The 16,120-nt window shown below is 67.2% G+C and carries 18 protein-coding genes and 1 pseudogene; 18 read left to right on the top strand and 1 reads right to left on the bottom strand.

All coding sequences use genetic code 11. From position 1 onward, the window contains the following. The 18 genes and pseudogenes from HOP12_15865 to HOP12_15780 all read left to right on the top strand — a co-directional run. A partial coding sequence (locus HOP12_15865) for a tetratricopeptide repeat protein (GenBank protein ID NOT35621.1) occupies window positions 1-789 on the top strand: 789 nt, incomplete at its 5' end. A gap of 122 nt (window positions 790-911) precedes the next feature. Next, window positions 912-2,660 carry a methylmalonyl-CoA mutase gene (locus HOP12_15860; GenBank protein ID NOT35620.1) on the top strand — a complete coding sequence of 583 codons (1,749 nt, stop codon included), beginning with the start codon at window positions 912-914 and terminating at the stop codon, window positions 2,658-2,660. A gap of 22 nt (window positions 2,661-2,682) precedes the next feature. Then, window positions 2,683-3,384, top strand: coding sequence for a hypothetical protein (locus HOP12_15855; GenBank protein ID NOT35619.1), 702 nt, complete (start codon window positions 2,683-2,685; stop codon window positions 3,382-3,384). Between the two features lie 4 nt (window positions 3,385-3,388). Next, window positions 3,389-4,063 (top strand): class I SAM-dependent methyltransferase, encoded by a 675-nt coding sequence (locus tag HOP12_15850; GenBank protein ID NOT35618.1) that lies wholly within the window; start codon window positions 3,389-3,391, stop codon window positions 4,061-4,063. Window positions 4,064-4,074: 11 nt separating this feature from the next. Next, a pseudogene (locus HOP12_15845) lies at window positions 4,075-4,461 on the top strand (cobalamin B12-binding domain-containing protein). Between the two features lie 415 nt (window positions 4,462-4,876). Then, on the top strand, window positions 4,877-5,686 hold the full coding sequence (locus HOP12_15840) for a methyltransferase domain-containing protein (GenBank protein NOT35617.1): 810 nt from the start codon (window positions 4,877-4,879) through the stop codon (window positions 5,684-5,686). After that, entirely contained in the window at window positions 5,683-6,291 is a 609-nt protein-coding gene (locus HOP12_15835; GenBank protein NOT35616.1) for a flavodoxin family protein, read from the top strand. Before HOP12_15840 ends, HOP12_15835 begins: the two co-directional genes overlap by 4 nt. Before the next feature lie 165 nt (window positions 6,292-6,456). Next, window positions 6,457-7,596, top strand: a complete 1,140-nt coding sequence (locus HOP12_15830; protein ID NOT35615.1) for an acyl-CoA dehydrogenase — start codon at window positions 6,457-6,459, stop codon at window positions 7,594-7,596. A gap of 30 nt (window positions 7,597-7,626) precedes the next feature. Further along, a complete protein-coding gene (locus HOP12_15825; GenBank protein ID NOT35614.1) occupies window positions 7,627-8,850 on the top strand; it encodes a hypothetical protein in 1,224 nt (407 codons plus the stop codon). Between the two features lie 9 nt (window positions 8,851-8,859). Beyond that, the gene (locus tag HOP12_15820; protein NOT35613.1) at window positions 8,860-9,003 is read left to right on the top strand and encodes a hypothetical protein; all 144 of its coding nucleotides are present in this window, start codon (window positions 8,860-8,862) and stop codon (window positions 9,001-9,003) included. Between the two features lie 72 nt (window positions 9,004-9,075). Further along, complete coding sequence (locus HOP12_15815) at window positions 9,076-10,266, top strand: acetyl-CoA C-acyltransferase (GenBank protein ID NOT35612.1); 1,191 nt, start codon at window positions 9,076-9,078, stop codon at window positions 10,264-10,266. Then, a complete protein-coding gene (locus HOP12_15810) occupies window positions 10,266-11,162 on the top strand; it encodes a 3-hydroxybutyryl-CoA dehydrogenase (protein NOT35611.1) in 897 nt (298 codons plus the stop codon). The genes HOP12_15815 and HOP12_15810 overlap by 1 nt, the downstream gene beginning before the upstream one ends. 4 nt (window positions 11,163-11,166) lie before the next feature. Beyond that, window positions 11,167-11,502 carry a cupin domain-containing protein gene (locus tag HOP12_15805; GenBank protein NOT35610.1) on the top strand — a complete coding sequence of 112 codons (336 nt, stop codon included), beginning with the start codon at window positions 11,167-11,169 and terminating at the stop codon, window positions 11,500-11,502. A gap of 44 nt (window positions 11,503-11,546) precedes the next feature. Continuing rightward, window positions 11,547-12,362, top strand: a complete 816-nt coding sequence (locus HOP12_15800) for a hypothetical protein (protein ID NOT35609.1) — start codon at window positions 11,547-11,549, stop codon at window positions 12,360-12,362. Beyond that, complete coding sequence (locus HOP12_15795) at window positions 12,359-13,552, top strand: acyl-CoA dehydrogenase (GenBank protein ID NOT35608.1); 1,194 nt, start codon at window positions 12,359-12,361, stop codon at window positions 13,550-13,552. Before HOP12_15800 ends, HOP12_15795 begins: the two co-directional genes overlap by 4 nt. A gap of 16 nt (window positions 13,553-13,568) precedes the next feature. Continuing rightward, window positions 13,569-13,952, top strand: coding sequence for a hypothetical protein (locus tag HOP12_15790; GenBank protein NOT35607.1), 384 nt, complete (start codon window positions 13,569-13,571; stop codon window positions 13,950-13,952). After that, window positions 13,952-15,106 carry an acyl-CoA dehydrogenase gene (locus HOP12_15785; protein ID NOT35606.1) on the top strand — a complete coding sequence of 385 codons (1,155 nt, stop codon included), beginning with the start codon at window positions 13,952-13,954 and terminating at the stop codon, window positions 15,104-15,106. The genes HOP12_15790 and HOP12_15785 overlap by 1 nt, the downstream gene beginning before the upstream one ends. Before the next feature lie 2 nt (window positions 15,107-15,108). Next, entirely contained in the window at window positions 15,109-15,642 is a 534-nt protein-coding gene (locus HOP12_15780) for a DUF4920 domain-containing protein (GenBank protein NOT35605.1), read from the top strand. A gap of 5 nt (window positions 15,643-15,647) precedes the next feature. Here the strand turns inward: HOP12_15780 and HOP12_15775 are convergent. Continuing rightward, window positions 15,648-16,120 (bottom strand): ABC transporter permease (locus HOP12_15775; GenBank protein ID NOT35604.1); only part of this gene is annotated, 473 nt, incomplete at its 5' end.

The following is a 16,120-nucleotide window of genomic DNA, read 5'->3' as shown; positions in this document are numbered from 1 at the left end:
GCGCTGACCGCGCCGGCCGATCGCGCGCGCAGCCCCGAGCGCGCGAACGCGCTGGTGCGTGCCGGCGGCTTCGCGCTCTATGAGGGTGATGCCGCGGCGGCGCGTCCATTGGTCGAGGAGAGCCTCGCAATCTCGCATGCGCTCGGTGATCGCCGCGGAGAGGCGCGCTGCCAGAGCGCGCTCGCGGTGATCGCGACCTACGCCGGCGAGATGGAGGTCGCGCGCGACCGCGCCGCGGCGAGCCTTGCGCTCTATCGGGAACTCGGCGAGGCGCACGGCGCCGCACTCGCGCTCCACAACATGGGCGATGCCACGCTTAGAGGCGGCGATCCGGCCGGCGCCGCACCGCTCTACGAGCAGGCGATCGCGGCGCTGCGCTCGACCGGCGATGCGCGATCGCTGGCGCTCGCGCTTTCGGACTACGCCATGGTCGCGCTGCGGCTCGGCGATCTGCGCCAGGCCGAAGCGCGCTTCGCCGAAGCGCTCGAGCACGCCCGAGCACTCGGGGCGCCGCGCGAGGGGGTCTATGCGCTCGAGGGGGTCGCGGAGCTGGCGGAAGGGCGCGACGAACCGGAGCGTGCTGCAGAGTGGCTCGGGGTGGCGGGTGCGGCGCGCGCGACACTCGCGCTGCCGCTCACGCCGGCCGAGAAGGCGGAGCATCGAACGCTTCTGGCGCGGTTGGAGGCGCGGCTCGGTGCCGACTTCGTGGCGCGAGCCATGCGCCCCGAGACCGAGGCGAGGTGGGAGGATGCGGTCGATCGTGCGCTGACGTGGCTGCGCGTCCCTTGACCCCCTCGAAAGCCGACCCGTAACCTCGTCGGGCTCCACGCGACCGGCCGAGCCAATGGCCCGGACGCAGGCAGCCCCGATTCGGGATCCCTCCTCACCGCGCGAGGTCGATGCACATGGCGATGCGAACCCCGTCCACCCGCCGCTCCCGCGCCACGGTGCGTGCTCCCCGGCTGCGCCGCACCATCGATCGCGGCGCCCGCACGGCTTCGGGCGAGTGGAAGAAGCAGCGCGCGCGCTACGAACAGCGCCTGGCCGAGAACCGCGAGCGCAAAGAGCTCTACCCGTTCACGATCTCGGGCGTTCCGATCGAGCCGCTCTACGGCCCCGAGCACCTCGCGGGCATGGACCTGGCGCGCGATCTCGGGTTCCCTGGCGAATACCCGTTCACGCGCGGCGTGCACTCGACCATGTATCGCGGGCGCATGTTCACGATGCGCCAGTTCGCGGGCTTCGGCACCGCGCGCGAGTCGAACGCGCGTTACCACTATCTGCTCGAGCATGGTCAGACCGGCCTCTCGATCGCATTCGACAACCCGACGATCATGGGCTACGACAGCGATCACCCGAAGTCGCACGGCGAAGTCGGCCGGTGCGGGGTCGCGATCGACAGTCTGCGCGACATGGAGGTCCTGCTCGCCGGCATCGATCCCGGCACCGTCTCGACCTCGATGACGATCAACGGCCCCGCCGCGATCATGTTCGGGTTCTATCTCGCGAATGCCGAGAAGCAGGGTGTTCCGTTCTCGAAGCTGCGCGGCACGCTGCAGAACGACATCCTGAAGGAATACATCGCGCAGAAGTGCTGGTGCTTCCCGCCCGAGCCTTCGTTGCGCATCATCGTAGACCTGATCGAGTTCTCGACGCGAAACGTGCCGCAGTGGAATCCGATCTCGATCTCGGGCTATCACATTCGCGAGGCGGGCTCGACGGCCGCGCAGGAACTGGCGTTCACGCTCGCCGACGGCTTCACCTACGTCGAGCGCTGCATGGAGCGCGGGCTCGACATCGACGACTTCGCACCCCGGCTTTCGTATTTCTGGAACAGCCACCTCGACTTCTTCGAGGAGATCGCCAAGCTGCGCGCGGCGAGACGCATCTGGGCGCGGCACATGCGCGAGCGCTACGGCGCCAAGAAGAAGGAATCGTGGCTGATGCGATTCCACACCCAGACCGCCGGCTGTTCGCTGTGGGACAAGCAGCCCGAGAACAACATCGTGCGCACCGCCTTCCAGGGGCTCGCGGCGGTGCTCGGCGGCACTCAGTCGCTGCACACCAACTCGATGGACGAGACCATCGCGCTGCCGAGCGACAAGGCGGTCAAGATCGCGCTGCGCACGCAGCAGGTGATCGCGCACGAGCTGGGTGTCACCGAGACCATCGACCCGCTGGCCGGTTCCTACTACCTCGAGCACCTGACGAACACACTCGAGGAGCAGGCCGAGGGCTACTTCCGCCAGATCGAAGCGATGGGTGGTGTGGTGGCCGGCATCGAGAAGGGTTTCTTCCAGCGCGAGATCGCGCGTGCGGCCTACCAGTACCAGCAGGAAATGGAGAAGAAGCAGCGCGTGATCGTGGGCGTGAACGAGTATCTGGAGCCCGACGAGAAGCTCGACATCCCGATCCTCTACATCTCGGACGAAGCCGAGAACGAGCAGCGCCGCGGACTCGAGGAGTTGCGGCGCACCCGCGACTCGCACGCCACCGCGGCCGCCCTGCAGGCCCTCACCGCTGCCGCGCGCAGCAAGCCTGGCAGCGTCAACCTGATGGAGAAGATCCTCGACGCCGCGCGGGTGTACGCAACCGAAGGCGAAATCCGCAACGCGATGCGCGAAGTGTTCGGCGATTACGTCGAGAGCACCGAGTTCTAGTGGGAGAGGCGAATCGCGAGCGATGAACAACCCCCTGGTCATCGTCGGCGTGCTGGTGGTGGTGGCGGTGCTGGCGTTCTGGATGCGTCGTGCCGGCGCTCGCGACGACCTCACCTCTGCGCGGCCGGACTCCGAGCCTGACGATGCCGCTGCCGCTTCCGAACGATTTGGGTCGCCCTCACAGGGTGCGGCAACCTCGTTCGAGCCGAGCAGCGTCACGGTGCTCGACGACGACGAGCCGGACACCGACTCGCACATCGCGATCACTTCCGAGGGCCTGCTGTTCCTGCCGAGCGGGCATGGAGTGCTGATCGGACCCGAGCATGCGCTCAAGGCGCGCGCCGAGGGGCGCCCGGTGACCGGCCACTCGCGCATCGGAGGCGAGGGTGCGGCGGCTTCAGAAGAAGCCGAGCACCTGCCGACCGTCATGTTCTCGGCCGGCGACCTGGTCGTGACCCGCATCCGGCGCGGGGCCCCGGATCTCGATCCGTGGCGGCTCGAGGCGCTGGGGCGCGACCGCGACCTGCAGATGTGGTCGTTCGAGACGCGCGAAGGCGCCGAGGTCGCGCGCACGCTGCTCGACGCGCGAGTGGTGCGGCCGCCGCTCGACGAGCATGGCGAGCCGATCCCGTTCGGAGACGAGGACTTCTTCGTGGCCGAGCGCGAACTCGAGCGGACGTTGAACGAGCTGACCTCGGACTTCGACGACGAGACGAGGAAGTAGCCGGGTGAGTTTCCAGTGGGAGGCGAAGTTCTTCTGCGCGCTCCTGCCCGCGGCGCGCCCGCCCCGGCGGGTCCTGGTGGTGGGTTGCGGCGATGGGACCGAGGCCGCGCACATCGCGAGCGAGACCGGTGCCACGGTGGTGGGCCTCGATCTCGATGTCGACGCCTCGCGGCGCCGGCCGGGCGTACACCTGCTGCGCGCCGATGCGCGCCGCCTGCCGTTTCGAGACGCCACGTTCGACGCGCTCTACTGCTACCACGTGCTCGAACACGTGCCGTCGCCCGAGCGTGCGGTCGCCGAGGCGCGACGCGCGCTCGGTGCGGGCAGCGTGGCGTTTTTCGGTACTCCGAACCGATTGCGGATGGTGGGCTACGTGGGGGGGCGTGCGACCACGCTCGAGAAGCTGCAGTGGAATCTCGCCGACTGGGGGAAGCGCCTCACCGGGCGCTGGTCGAACGCGCAGGGCGCACACGCCGGCTTCAGCGGCGGCGAGCTGTCGCGCATGCTGGCGACGCCGTTCGGCTCGGTCTCGGACGTGAGCGTTCCGTACTACTGCGCGAAATATCCTAGACTGCAGCCGTTCTGGCGCTGGGCGTTCCGATTCGGAGTCGGGCGCTTCCTCGCTCCGTCGGTGTATTTCCTCGCCGATGACTCGGCGACGCGCTCCGTTTCCGGGTGACGGGAGATCCGATGCCGAGAAAGATTCGCGTGCTGGTGGGTAAGCCGGGTCTGGACGGTCACGACCGCGGTGCCAAGGTGGTCGCGGCCGCGCTGCGCGACGCGGGCATGGAAGTGATCTACACCGGGCTTCACCAGAGCCCGGCACAGATCGTCGAGGCCGCGGTGCAGGAAGACGTCGACGTGGTCGCGCTGTCGGTGCTCTCTGGCGCACACATGACGCTGTTCCCCGAGGTGTTCGGCATCATGAAGGAGCGCGGAATCGGCGACCGGCTGTTGACGGGCGGCGGAATCATCCCGCCCGACGACATGGAAAGTCTCGCCAGCTCGGGAATCGGGCGGTTGTTCGGCCCCGGCTCCTCGACGCAGGACATCGCGGCCTACATTCGCGTGTGGTTCAAGCAGCACACCGGCGAAGAGCCGTTCGCGGCGCCTCCTGCGCCAACGGTCGCGCCGCGCATGCCGAGCCTCAGCGACGCCGAACACGCGGCACTTCACCCGCGCCCCGCGCGCCCGGCGGCGAAGCGTGCGGCCGCGAAGCAGACCGCGAGGAAGAAGTCCGCGGCGAAGAAGAGGGTCGTCGCGAAGAAGAAGGCTGCGGCGAAGCCGAAGTCGGCGAAGCGCAAGCCCGCGAAGCGCTCCACGCCGAAGCGCAAGCCCGTGAAACGCTCCGCGCCGAAGCGCAAGCCCGCGAAGCGCCCCGCGAAACCGAAGCGCGCCGCCAGACCGAAGCGTCCGGCGCGCAAGGCGAAGCGTCGCTGAGCCGCTCGCGGCTCGCGGCGTCGAACTCCGTGACCGTGACGTCGCCACCCGCATGAACGCCACCGAACTTCGCGACGAGCCGCCGCTCGAGATCGATCGCGGCGGCGAGCTGCCGTTTCTGGTCGAGCACTGGTACCTCGGCTCCGAGGTGCGGCACTACATGATGGTGCGGCGCTTTCGCGAGGTGCTGCGCGCCGCCGCACTCGCACCCGGGCTGCGCGTGCTCGATCTGGGCTGCGGCTGGGCCTACGGCACGCACTGGGCACGCGTGCTGGGCTGCGAGGTGAGAGGAGTCGATCTCGGCCTCGATCAGCTCAAGTGGGCGCGTCGCGCGTTGCCGATCGCGGAACGGCTGCGGCTGGTGCAGGGCAATGCGAAGGCGCTGCCGTTTCGTGCGGCGAGTGTGGATCGCGTGATCTCAGTCGAGATGATGGAGCACGTCTACCGTCCCGATCGCCCCGCGGTGTTCGCGGAGATCGCTCGCGTGCTGGCGCCGGGCGGACGCGTTGCGCTCTCGACTCCCAATCCGGTTTCGCCCATCGAGTTCGCCAAGCAGCTTGCGGTGCGTGTGCCGGCGCTGCGCCGCGCATTGCCGTCGTCGTGCTTTCCCGAGGCGGCCGATGACGCCGGGACCTATCACCCGTACCGCTACCACCATCCGCTCGACGAGACGGCACTGCGCGCGGGACTCGAGGGTGCGGGGCTGCGCGTGCGCGGCGCCCGACGATTCCTGTGGGTCCCCAAGACGCTGCCGGCTGGAGCGTTCGCGCTGGGGCGCGCGCTCGAAGCGTTCGCCGAGGCGCTCCCGCTGCTCTCTCGCATGGGCGCCACCACGCTGGTGTGGGCCGAGAAGGGGCCATGAGCCGTTCGCCGCGTTTGCTGGTTGCGCTCAACGGGAGCCCGGTACGGGACAGTAGTATCGATCGGCTGCTCGCCTCGCTCGGCGAGGGCGCGAGCGCGGCCGGCGGTGTGGTCGAGCAGGTGCGCTGCAACGACTTGATCGTCAAGGACTGCCAGGCGTGCGGCCCCGACGCGACGCCCGGGTACTGCGTGTTCCACGACGACATGGATCGTGTCTATGGGCTGCTCGAGCGCGCTCACGTGATCGTGGTCGCCTCGCCGATCTACTTCGACACCGTGAGCGCCCAGCTCAAGCGCGTGATCGATCGCTGCAATTGCGTGACGCCGCTCGTGACCGTGGCGGGGGGTGGCTATGCGCTGGTTCCCAAATGGGCTCGCACGCGACGCGGAGTGTTCGTGACCTCGTGCAGCGCGAGCCACCGGTTCGATCTCGCCGAGCGCACCGTGCGTGGCTTCCTCAAGTGGGTGGGGGCGAAGTGGGAGGAGACGCTCGCCTGGCAGCATCCCGATGACGAGCCGGGCAGCGTGGCGGGTGATCCCGCACTGCTCGAGCGGGCGAGCCTGCTTGGCCATCGCCTGATCGAGAGCGATCCGCTCGCTCCCTGAGCGCTTTTCGGCACCACTCCGCGGCGGGAATCCGAGGCTTTCATGCCCTTGCGGGCTGGGTTAGTCTGCGTTTCCAGCCCCCCGTCGAACCGCTGACTCCCGCCACCGATGGAAGACCCCGCACGCATGACGACCTCGACCAGCGAAATCACCGCCGCCACACTCATGGGCCTGCAGGAAGAACATCTGCAGGTTCGGGACATGACCCGCCGTTTTGCCGACGAAGTCGTGGCGCCGCGCGCCCGCGATCTCGATGAGCGCGAGGAATTCCCGACCGATCTGGTCAAGAAGATGGCGGAGCTGGGCCTTCTGGGTCTGCCGTATCCCGAGAAGTACGGCGGCGCCGGACTCGACACGCTTGCCTATGCAATCGCGGTCGAAGAGGTGTCGCGCGTGTGCGCTTCGACCGGCATCACGCTGGCCGCGCACGTATCGCTTGGCTGCGGGCCGGTGTTCGCCAACGGCACCGAGGAACAGAAGATCAAGTACCTGACGCCGATGGCCAAGGGCGAGGTACTGGGTGCCTTCGGGCTCACCGAGCCGGGCGCGGGTTCGGACGCCGCCGGAACCAAGACGCGCGCCACCAAAGTCGACGGCGGCTGGTCGGTGACGGGAGAGAAGATCTACATCACCAACGGCAGTGTGGCCAAGTACATCACCTTCACCGCGGTGACCGATCCCACCAAGGGTTCCAACGGCATCTCGGCGTTCATCATGGATACCGCGACCGCCGGCTTCAAGGCCGGACCGCGCGAGAAGAAGATGGGCTTGAAGGGCTCCGATACCGTGGCGGTGTTCTTCGAGAACTGCTTCGTTCCCGAAGCCAACCTCCTCGGCGATCCGGCCGGCGGCTTCAAGGCGTTCATGCGCACGCTCGCCGGCGGACGCATTTCGATCGGCGCGCTGGCGCTCGGCATCGCGCAGGGTGCGTTCGAGCGCAGCATTCGGTACGCGAAGGAACGGCATCAGTTCGGACAACCGATCGCGAACTTCCAGGCGGTGCAGTTCATGCTCGCCGACATGGCGATGCGCATCCACGCCTCGCGCATGCTGGTGTACCACGCGGCACGCCTCAAGGACGCCGGGCTGCCGTTCGTCAAGGAAGCCGCGATGGCCAAACTGTTCGCGAGCGAATCCGCGAACTGGGTGACCGACAAGGCGATCCAGATTCATGGCGGAATGGGCTACATGCGCGAGGTGCCGGTCGAACGCATGCACCGGGACGCCAAGCTCATGGAGATCGGTGAGGGCACGAGCGAGATTCAGCGGCTCGTGATCGCGCGCGAGATCCTTCGTTCGTCCTGATACTTCGAAGTGGTTAGGACGCATCACGCCATGACACCTCCTGCTCCAACCCCGATGCGCTTCGCCGAAGCCTGCTCGACCGCCGACGAAACCCTCGAGGCGGCCGATCAGGCTTCGGACCGGCTGCGCGAGATACTGGGCGACGGCCCGATCGATCTGGTGCTGGCATTCTTCAATGCGCGCCACGTTCCCGCCGCCGATGAACTCGCCGCGCGGCTCAAGGAGCGCCTGGCACCCGTGTGCCTGGCCGGCGCGAGCGGCGCCGCGGTGATCACCTCATCGCACGAGCTCGAGTCGGGGCCGGCGCTCACGCTGTTCGGAGCCCGGCTGCCGGGAGTCGAGGTGCGCCCGTTCATCATGGCGTCCTCGGCGTGGGGCGAGGCGATGTCGGACGCCGTCGAGTTCTCGCGCCACACCTCGGGCGTCGACGGCGCGGAGCTGGTGATCGTGCTCTCGGATCCGTTTACGATCGACGCCGACCGCGTGCTGCGCGCCTTCAATCAGTTCGCGCCCGGGGTGCGGGTGGTTGGCGGCCTCATGAGTGCCGGCCCGCGACCGCAGGCGAATGCCGTGTTCCTGAACGACTGGGTCGCCCGCGAGGGTGGCATCGGCATCGCGCTCAAGGGGGCGCTGCGCGTCGACGTCGTGGTTTCGCAGGGTTGTCGGCCGATCGGTCCGCCCCTCACCGTGACGCGTGCGGATCAGAACATTCTGATCGAACTCGATGGTCAGCCGGCGCTCGAACGCGCCGAGCAGGTGCTGCGCGACCTGAACGACGGCGAGCGCGAGATGCTCAAGCACGGGCTCTATCTGGGACGCCCGGTGCGCGGCGAAGGGGTGGGGCGCGGCGACTATCTGATCCGCAACCTGCTCGGCGCCGACCGCGATCAGGGCGTGATCGCGATCGCGGATCGCGCGGTCGAACGCGAGCGCGTGAGGCTTCACGTGCGAGACGCCGACTCGGCAGTCGAGGACCTCGAACTGCTGCTCGCTCCCCAGGAGTTCGATAGCAAGGCGCACGGCGCGCTGCTGTTCACCTGCAATGGACGCGGACGGAGCTTTTTCGGACGCCCCGATCGCGACATCTCGATTCTTCAGGAAGCGCTCGGCGGTTCGATCCCGGTGGCGGGTTTCTACTGTGCCGGCGAGATCGGACCGGTAGGCGAGCGCAATCACCTGCACGGCCAGACCGCGAGTATCGCGGTACTGAGACCACCGAGTGCCCCGTCGCGCAGCGCGACGGAGCCCGACTAGGGGGACGCGATGGTGTGGTTGATGGGCATCTTCGTGGCCGGATTCCTGGTGTGGGGCATCATCGGCGCCTTCACGGTGGTGCGACTGATCGCCGCGTGGCGTGATGTCCGGCGCGAGCGCCGCGAGGCGGCTCGCGGCCCGCGCATCGTGTAGTATCCGCGGGCGTTTTTCCGACCCTCTCGCGACCCATTCGTCCCGCTTTCGCGCGGGATTTCGAGGTGACTCATGTCGACCCCCGACGTTTTCATCGTGGGCGCCGCACGCACGCCCATCGGCAAGTTTCTCGGCGGACTTTCGACGCTCAAGGCGTCGGACCTCGGCGCCGTGGCCATCCGTGAAGCCATGTCCCGCGCCCAGGTGACGGGCAAAGACATCGACGAAGTGCTCATGGGCCACGTCGTACAGGGCGGGCAGGGCCAGGCGCCGGCACGCCAGGCGCTCATCAAGGCGGGCATCGACCCGGTGGTGGGTGCGGTGACGATCAACAAGGTGTGTGGTTCAGGGCTCAAGGCTGTGATGATGGGCGCACAGGCGATCAAGGCCGGGGACGCCCACTGCGTGGTGTCGGGCGGCATGGAGAGCATGAGCGGCGCTCCGCACTACCTGTTCAGCGGCCGCACCGGCCAGAAGCTCGGCGACGCGACGCTCAAGGACGGCGCGATCATGGACGGCCTGTGGTGCTCGTTCAACGACTGCCACATGATCGAACTCGCGCAGTACACCGGCGAGAAGGCGGGCTTGACGCGCGCCGAGATCGACGAGTTCTCGGTCAGGAGCCACCAGAAGGCGGCGGCCGCGTGGGCCGCGTGTCACTTCAGCAAGGAAGTCGCGGTGGTCACGATCCCGCAGCGCAAGGGTGACCCGATCGTGGTGGCGAAGGACGAGTCGATCCGCGCGGACACCACGATCGAAGGACTCGGGAAGCTCGGAGCCGTGACCAAGGACAAGGGCGGAATGATCACTGCCGGCAACGCGCCCGGGCTGAACGACGGGGGCGCGGCGCTGGTGTTGATGAGCGGCGAGCGCGTGAAGGAACGCGGCGCCAGGCCGCTCGCACGCGTGATCGCGTATGCGACCGGCGGCGGCGAGCCCAAGGATCTGTTCTTTGCACCGATCGACGCGGTGCAGAAGCTCATGAAGAAGATGGGCGTCTCGATCGGGCACTTCGATCTGATCGAAGCGAACGAAGCGTTCGCCGCGCAGGCGGTGGCCGACGGCAAGGCGCTCGGCTGGGATTGGGATCGCGTCAACGTGAACGGCGGTGCCGTGGCGCTCGGCCATCCGATTGGCGCTTCGGGTGCGCGCGTGCTGGTGACGCTCATCCACGCGCTCGAGCAGCGCGGCAAGAAGACGGGTCTCGCCACGCTATGCCTGGGCGGTGGCAATGCCGTCGCACTCGCGGTGGAGCGCGTCTGATGGCGACCGCCACCCAGAGCACCGCCAGCGGCCCGGCCGCGGGCGTGAAGAAGGTCGTGGTGGTCGGCGGCGGCACCATGGGCAACGGGATCGCTCAGGTGTTCGCGACCAGCGGCTTCGAAGTGCACATCGTGGAGACGCGGCAGGAGCTCGTGGCTCGCGCGATGGGTGCGATCGGCAAGTCGCTCGAGCGCGTGGCGAAGAAGCTCAACTGGGCGCCCGAGCAGTCGGGCGACATCCTGAAGCGCGTGCAGGGCGGCGTGAGCCTGGAAGCCGCGAAGGGCGCGGACCTGGTGATCGAGGCGATCCTCGAGGACTTCGGCGCCAAGAAGCAGGTGTTCGAGCAGCTCGACGCGGTGGCGCCGACGAACGCGATCCTCGCGACCAACACCTCGAGCATCTCGATCACCGAGATCGCCGCCGTCACCAAACGTCCCGCGCAGGTGATCGGCATGCACTTCATGAACCCGGTGCCGGTGATGCAGTTAGTCGAGGTCATCCGCGGGCTCGCGACCAGCGACGCCACCTATGCGACCGTCGACGACCTCTGCAAGCGACTCGGCAAGACCGCGGTCGAGGTCAACGACTACCCCGGATTCGTCTCGAATCGCATCCTGATGCCGATGATCAACGAGGCGGTCTTCTGCCTGATGGAAGGTGTCGCCACGAAGGAAGCGATCGATTCGGTGATGAAGCTCGGCATGAATCACCCGCTCGGGCCGCTCGCACTCGCAGATCTCGTCGGCCTCGACACCTGCCTGAGTATCATGGAAGTGCTGCACGAGGGACTCGGCGACACCAAGTACCGCCCGTGCCCGCTGCTTCGAAAGATGGTCGCGGCCGGGTATCTGGGTCGCAAGACCGGGCGCGGCTTCTATGAGTACCCGAGTGCGTGACGTCATGAACGATGCGCTCGCCGCCGAGTCGCTCGCGCGTCATCGCGCGACGCTCACCGAGCCCTGGAAGCCGATCGAGATCGCGCGCGTGAATGACTCGGTCGTCCGCATGGCGCTGATGCATGGCGAGTTCCCCTGGCATCGCCACGCCGAGGACGAGATGTTCATGGCCTACGAGGGCGAGTTCGACTTGGAGACCAAGAACGGCACGGTGCACTTGAAGCCGGGCGAGTTCTTCGTGGTGCCCGCAGGCCTCGAGCACCGGCCGGTCGCGAAGACGCCGGCGGTGACGCTGCTGTTCGAGATGGCGAAGACGAAGCAGTATGGGGAGGCGCCGTGAATCCGCCAGGTGTCGCCTCAGCTGTCGAACTCAAGAGGACGGCCGTGATCGTCGCAATCGCTCTGGCGGCATTCTCGTGCGCCTCGAGTACGACGCTTTGCGCTTCGGAGCGACCTGCGAATGACGTGCTGGTGTTCGAACGCAAGTTGCTCCCGCCGCGCCAGGCTGGCTCCACGACGAAGGTCGCCTCGCTCATGCCGTGGAGCACGGATGCTGAACGAGACAGCCTGCTTTGTGGTTCGGTAGGCAATGCTCTCAGCCGCATCGACGCGACCACGACGCCGGGAATGAACTGGCTCGGTAAGAATATCAATCAGCGCGGCTCTGACTGGTGGACGATGGCATGCGACAGCACGCTGCTCGGCGTTGACACATTTCGCGTCGTGATTCGATGGCGCTGGTCTCGGACCGGCAGGGCCACGGGGCCGCTCGCCGTCGTCCGGACCGTGGACGATCCAGAGCCGCGACAGTGGTACCGCGGATACCCCGAGTACCTCGATGCTGCACAGCCGGTGAAGACCCAGGACGTACCTGGACTTGTATTGAGAGGCGAGGACGTCTTCTCCCGCGGTGTGCATCACCTCGACGTTGACCTGACGGTCTTCGAGTATCCGTTCGTCAGGATGGCGCGCCGAGTCGGCACCAGCTCGACCGAATGCTGGCGAGGTCCCAAGCAGCTGGCTCAGATGATCGTGGCCGAATCGCTCGCAGACCTGGAGCAACTTGTCGCCACTCCAGAACTCGCAGCGAAGTCCGCTCGGAGATCGAGTGACTCCGACTATGCATTCGCTTCGCAACGAATGTTCCGCTGCACAGAAGTGGGCGATCGCGCCGAATCAGTAAAGGCGAACTCCCGATGAACCCCACGACCGCCACCTCGGGTGGCCTCTCCTTCAAGCTCTCCGAAGAGCAGCAAGCGGTCCGCGACATGGTGCGCGAGTTCGCCGAGAGCGAGATCCGGCCGATCGCTTCGAGAATCGACGAGACGCACGAGTTCCCGCACGAGAATGTGAAGAAGATGGCGTCGATCGGGCTGCTCGGCATGTTCGTGCCGGAGCAGTGGGGCGGCGCGGGGCTCGATTGCGTGTCGTACGTGATCGCGATCGAGGAACTGTCGCGCGTGTGCGCCAGCCACGGCGTGATCGCGTCGGTCAACAACTCGCTGGTGTGCTACCCGCTGCTCGCCTACGCAAACGATGCGCAGAAGGCCAGGTGGCTGGCACCGCTCGCGCGCGGCGAGAAGCTCGGCGCCTATTGCCTCACCGAGCCGAACGCGGGCAGCAATGCGGCGAACCAGCAGACCACCGCGGTGCTCGACGGCGACCAGTGGGTGCTGAACGGCTCCAAGATCTTCATCACGAACGCCGGGCCCTCGAACGTGCTCATCGTGTACGCGGCGACCGATAAGAGTCTCGGCTCCAAGGGCATCTCAGCGTTCGTCATGGACGCGGACACGCCCGGGATCAAGAAGGGCAAGCTCGAGCACAAGCTTGGCATTCACGCCTCGGACACGCGCGAGATTCACTTCGAGAACGCACGCGTTCCGAAGGATGCTCTGTTCGGCGAGCTGAACAAAGGCTACACGGTCGCGCTCGCGACACTCGGCGGCGGCCGCATCGGCATCGCGGCGCAGGCGCTCGGGATCGCTCAGGCGTCCGTCGAGGCGTCGGTCAAGTATGCGAACGAGCGCGAGCAGTTCGACAAGAAGATCGGCGAGTTCGACGCGATCCGGCACATGCTGGCGGACAGCGCCGTGGAACTCGACATCGCGCGGCTCCTCACGTACAAGGCGGCATGGCTCCGCGATCAGGGCCGTCCGCACGTGAAGGAAGCTTCGCTCGCCAAGTGGCATGCGTCGGAAGCGGCGACCAAGTGCGCGAACTGGGCGATCCAGGTGCACGGCGGCTACGGCTACCTGACCGAGTTCCAGGTCGAGCGCTACTGGCGCGACGCGCGCATCTGCGAGATCTACGAAGGGACGACCGAGGTTCAGAAGATGGTGGTGGCGGGGCAGGTGCTCAAGGAGCACGCGCTGCCCGGATCGAAGTGAACGCAAGGAGAATTCGATGAAGCGACCCGTCCGGCCCGTTGCCCTCTTGATTCTCACCGCGTGCATGCTCTATCCGGGGCTCAGCGCGCTGTTCCAGGGCTTTTACCCATTCGTGAACGGCGAGTGGTTCACGCTCATGGGACATCAGAGTCCGTTCATCGATTTCGTCACCAAACTCGGAGTTCCGCGCGTGGTGCCGTACGTCATCACCGGACTGATCGGACTCGCGTGGCAGGGTGCGGTGCCGGGGCTGTGGGCCGGCGACTGGCGCGCGTATCCACTCGCGCTGCTCGCCGCGGCCGGTTCCCTGCTGCTCGGTCCGGGTCCTGCGTTCATGGGAGTGCTCGCGCTGATCAGCCTGATCGTGTTCCGTGAGACCGCCGAGGTGCAGCCCGCCTGATGCTCGACTTCGACCTGACCGAAGACCAGACCGCGATCCGCGACGCGGTGCGCGATTTGTGCGCGGCCGAGTTCGCGCCGTATGCCGCGCTCTGGGACCAGACGGGCGAGGTGCCGCATTCGGCGATCGAGAAGCTCGCGGCGAGCGGCTTCTTAGGCATGAGTGTCCCCGAGGAGTGGGGTGGCCTCGGTTACGACTCGCGCACCATCAGCGTGGTGATCGAGGAGATCGCCGCGGTCTCGGCCTCGCTCGCGATCATGATCGCAGTCCACAACTCGGTCGGGCTGCTGCCGGTGTATCGCTACGCCACCGACGCGCAGCGGAAGCAATTCCTGCCCCGCCTCGTCTCCCAGGAGTTGAGCGCGTTCTCGCTCTCCGAGCCCGGCGCGGGTTCCGACGCGGGCGCTCTGCAGGCCACCGCACTCCGTGACGGCGATTCGTACGTGCTCAACGGCAGCAAGAACTGGGTCACGAACGGCCAGCGCGCGGGCATCTATCTGATCTTCGCGCGCACCGACAAGAGCGGCGGCAGCAAGGGCATCACGGCGTTCATCGTCGAGAAGGGAACGCCGGGTCTGGTATTCGGCAAGCCCGAAGACAAGATGGGCCTGCGCGGCTCGGACACCATCGCGCTGTCGCTCGAGAACATGCGGGTCCCGGTCGACAATCGGCTCGGCGCCGAAGGCGAAGGATTCAAGGTGGCACTCAGCTCGCTCGACGCAGGCCGCATCGGCGTGGCGTCGCAGGCACTCGGTGTGATGCGCGCCGCACAGGCCGAGGCAGCGAAGTACGCGCAGCAGCGACAGGCATTCGGCGGGCCACTCTCGAGGATCCAGGCGATCCAGTTCAAGCTCGCCGAAATGGAGCGCCGCATCCAGGCCTCGCGGCTGCTCATTCAGCGCGCCGCGTGGCTGCGCGACACCAATCAGGAGTTTGGCCGTGAATCGTCGATGGCGAAGCTCTACGCCACCGAGGCCGCCACGTGGGTGACGCATCAGGCGATTCAGATTCACGGCGGCTACGGTTACGTGAAGGAATACGCGGTCGAGCGCTACTACCGGGACGCACGCATCATGGAAATCTACGAGGGCGCCTCCGAGATCCAGCGCCTCGTGATCGCCCGCAGTCTGCTCAAACACGGCGTGGGGGTGTGAACATGCGATTCGCTTCGAAGCTCATGATGGTGCTCGCGCTCGGGTTGTTCGCGGCTTCGAGCGCGTTCGCGGGTGGTGAAACCGGCAACGGCAAGCCGGTGAAGAAGACCTGGGCCCCGCACGGCGCGGCCATCACTCTCAAGAAGTCGACGTCGCTCGCCAAAGCGGTTTCGCCCACGCCCGAGGAGCAGGAGGTCCTGCTGCTCGGCAAGGTCGCCGACGTCTGCCAGACCAAGGGCTGCTGGATGACGGTCGCTTCCGGCAAGGACACGATGCGCGTCGAGTTCAAGGACTACGGCTTCTTCGTGCCCTACGCTTCGACGGGGTTGCCGGTGCGCATGCAGGGTGTGATCGAAGAGCGCTCGTTGAGCGCCGAGGATCGCGAGCACATCGAATCCGAGAGCACCTCCAAGAAGAAGCTGCCCGAGAAGATGTTCGTGTTCGTCGCGAGCGGCGTCGAGCTCGAAGGCGGCGGCCCGCTGACCGAGGCGCAGAAGCAGAAGATCGGTGGCAAGAAGGAACCGCACAGCCACTAGTCGCGCTACGCCTCGTTCCACCGGAACGCGCGCACGCCGATCGTGAGCCCGACCGCGCCGACCGCCAGCAGGATGCCGCACGGCAACAGCATCTGCTCGGCGCTGAAGCCGCGCCACATCGAGCCCTCGAGCGACAGGATCGCCCACTTGACCGGGCTCACGCTGCCGGCCGACTGCATCCACGCCGGCATGAACGCGAGTGGCACCATGCCGCCGCCGGTCATGTTCATCATCATCAGGATCGCCCAGCCGAGCCCCGAGACCGCCGCCTGCGTCTTGCCGAGCGTCGAGATCGCCATCATCACGCCGACGAATGCGAACGAGATCGAGAGCAGGGAGGCGACCAGCAGCGGGAACGAGGCGGGGCGCACGCCGAAGCCGAGCCGGCCAACCAGCAGCACCACCGACGCGAGCATGAGGATGGTGAGGAAGCACCCGAGCGCTTTGCCGCCCAGGATGCGCCAGCGCTCGGGTGCTT

It is taken from the genome of Candidatus Eisenbacteria bacterium, assembly GCA_013140805.1.
Taxonomy (GTDB): Bacteria; Eisenbacteria; RBG-16-71-46; order RBG-16-71-46; family RBG-16-71-46; genus JABFRW01.
This window is presented reverse-complemented; position numbering and strand designations above follow the sequence as displayed.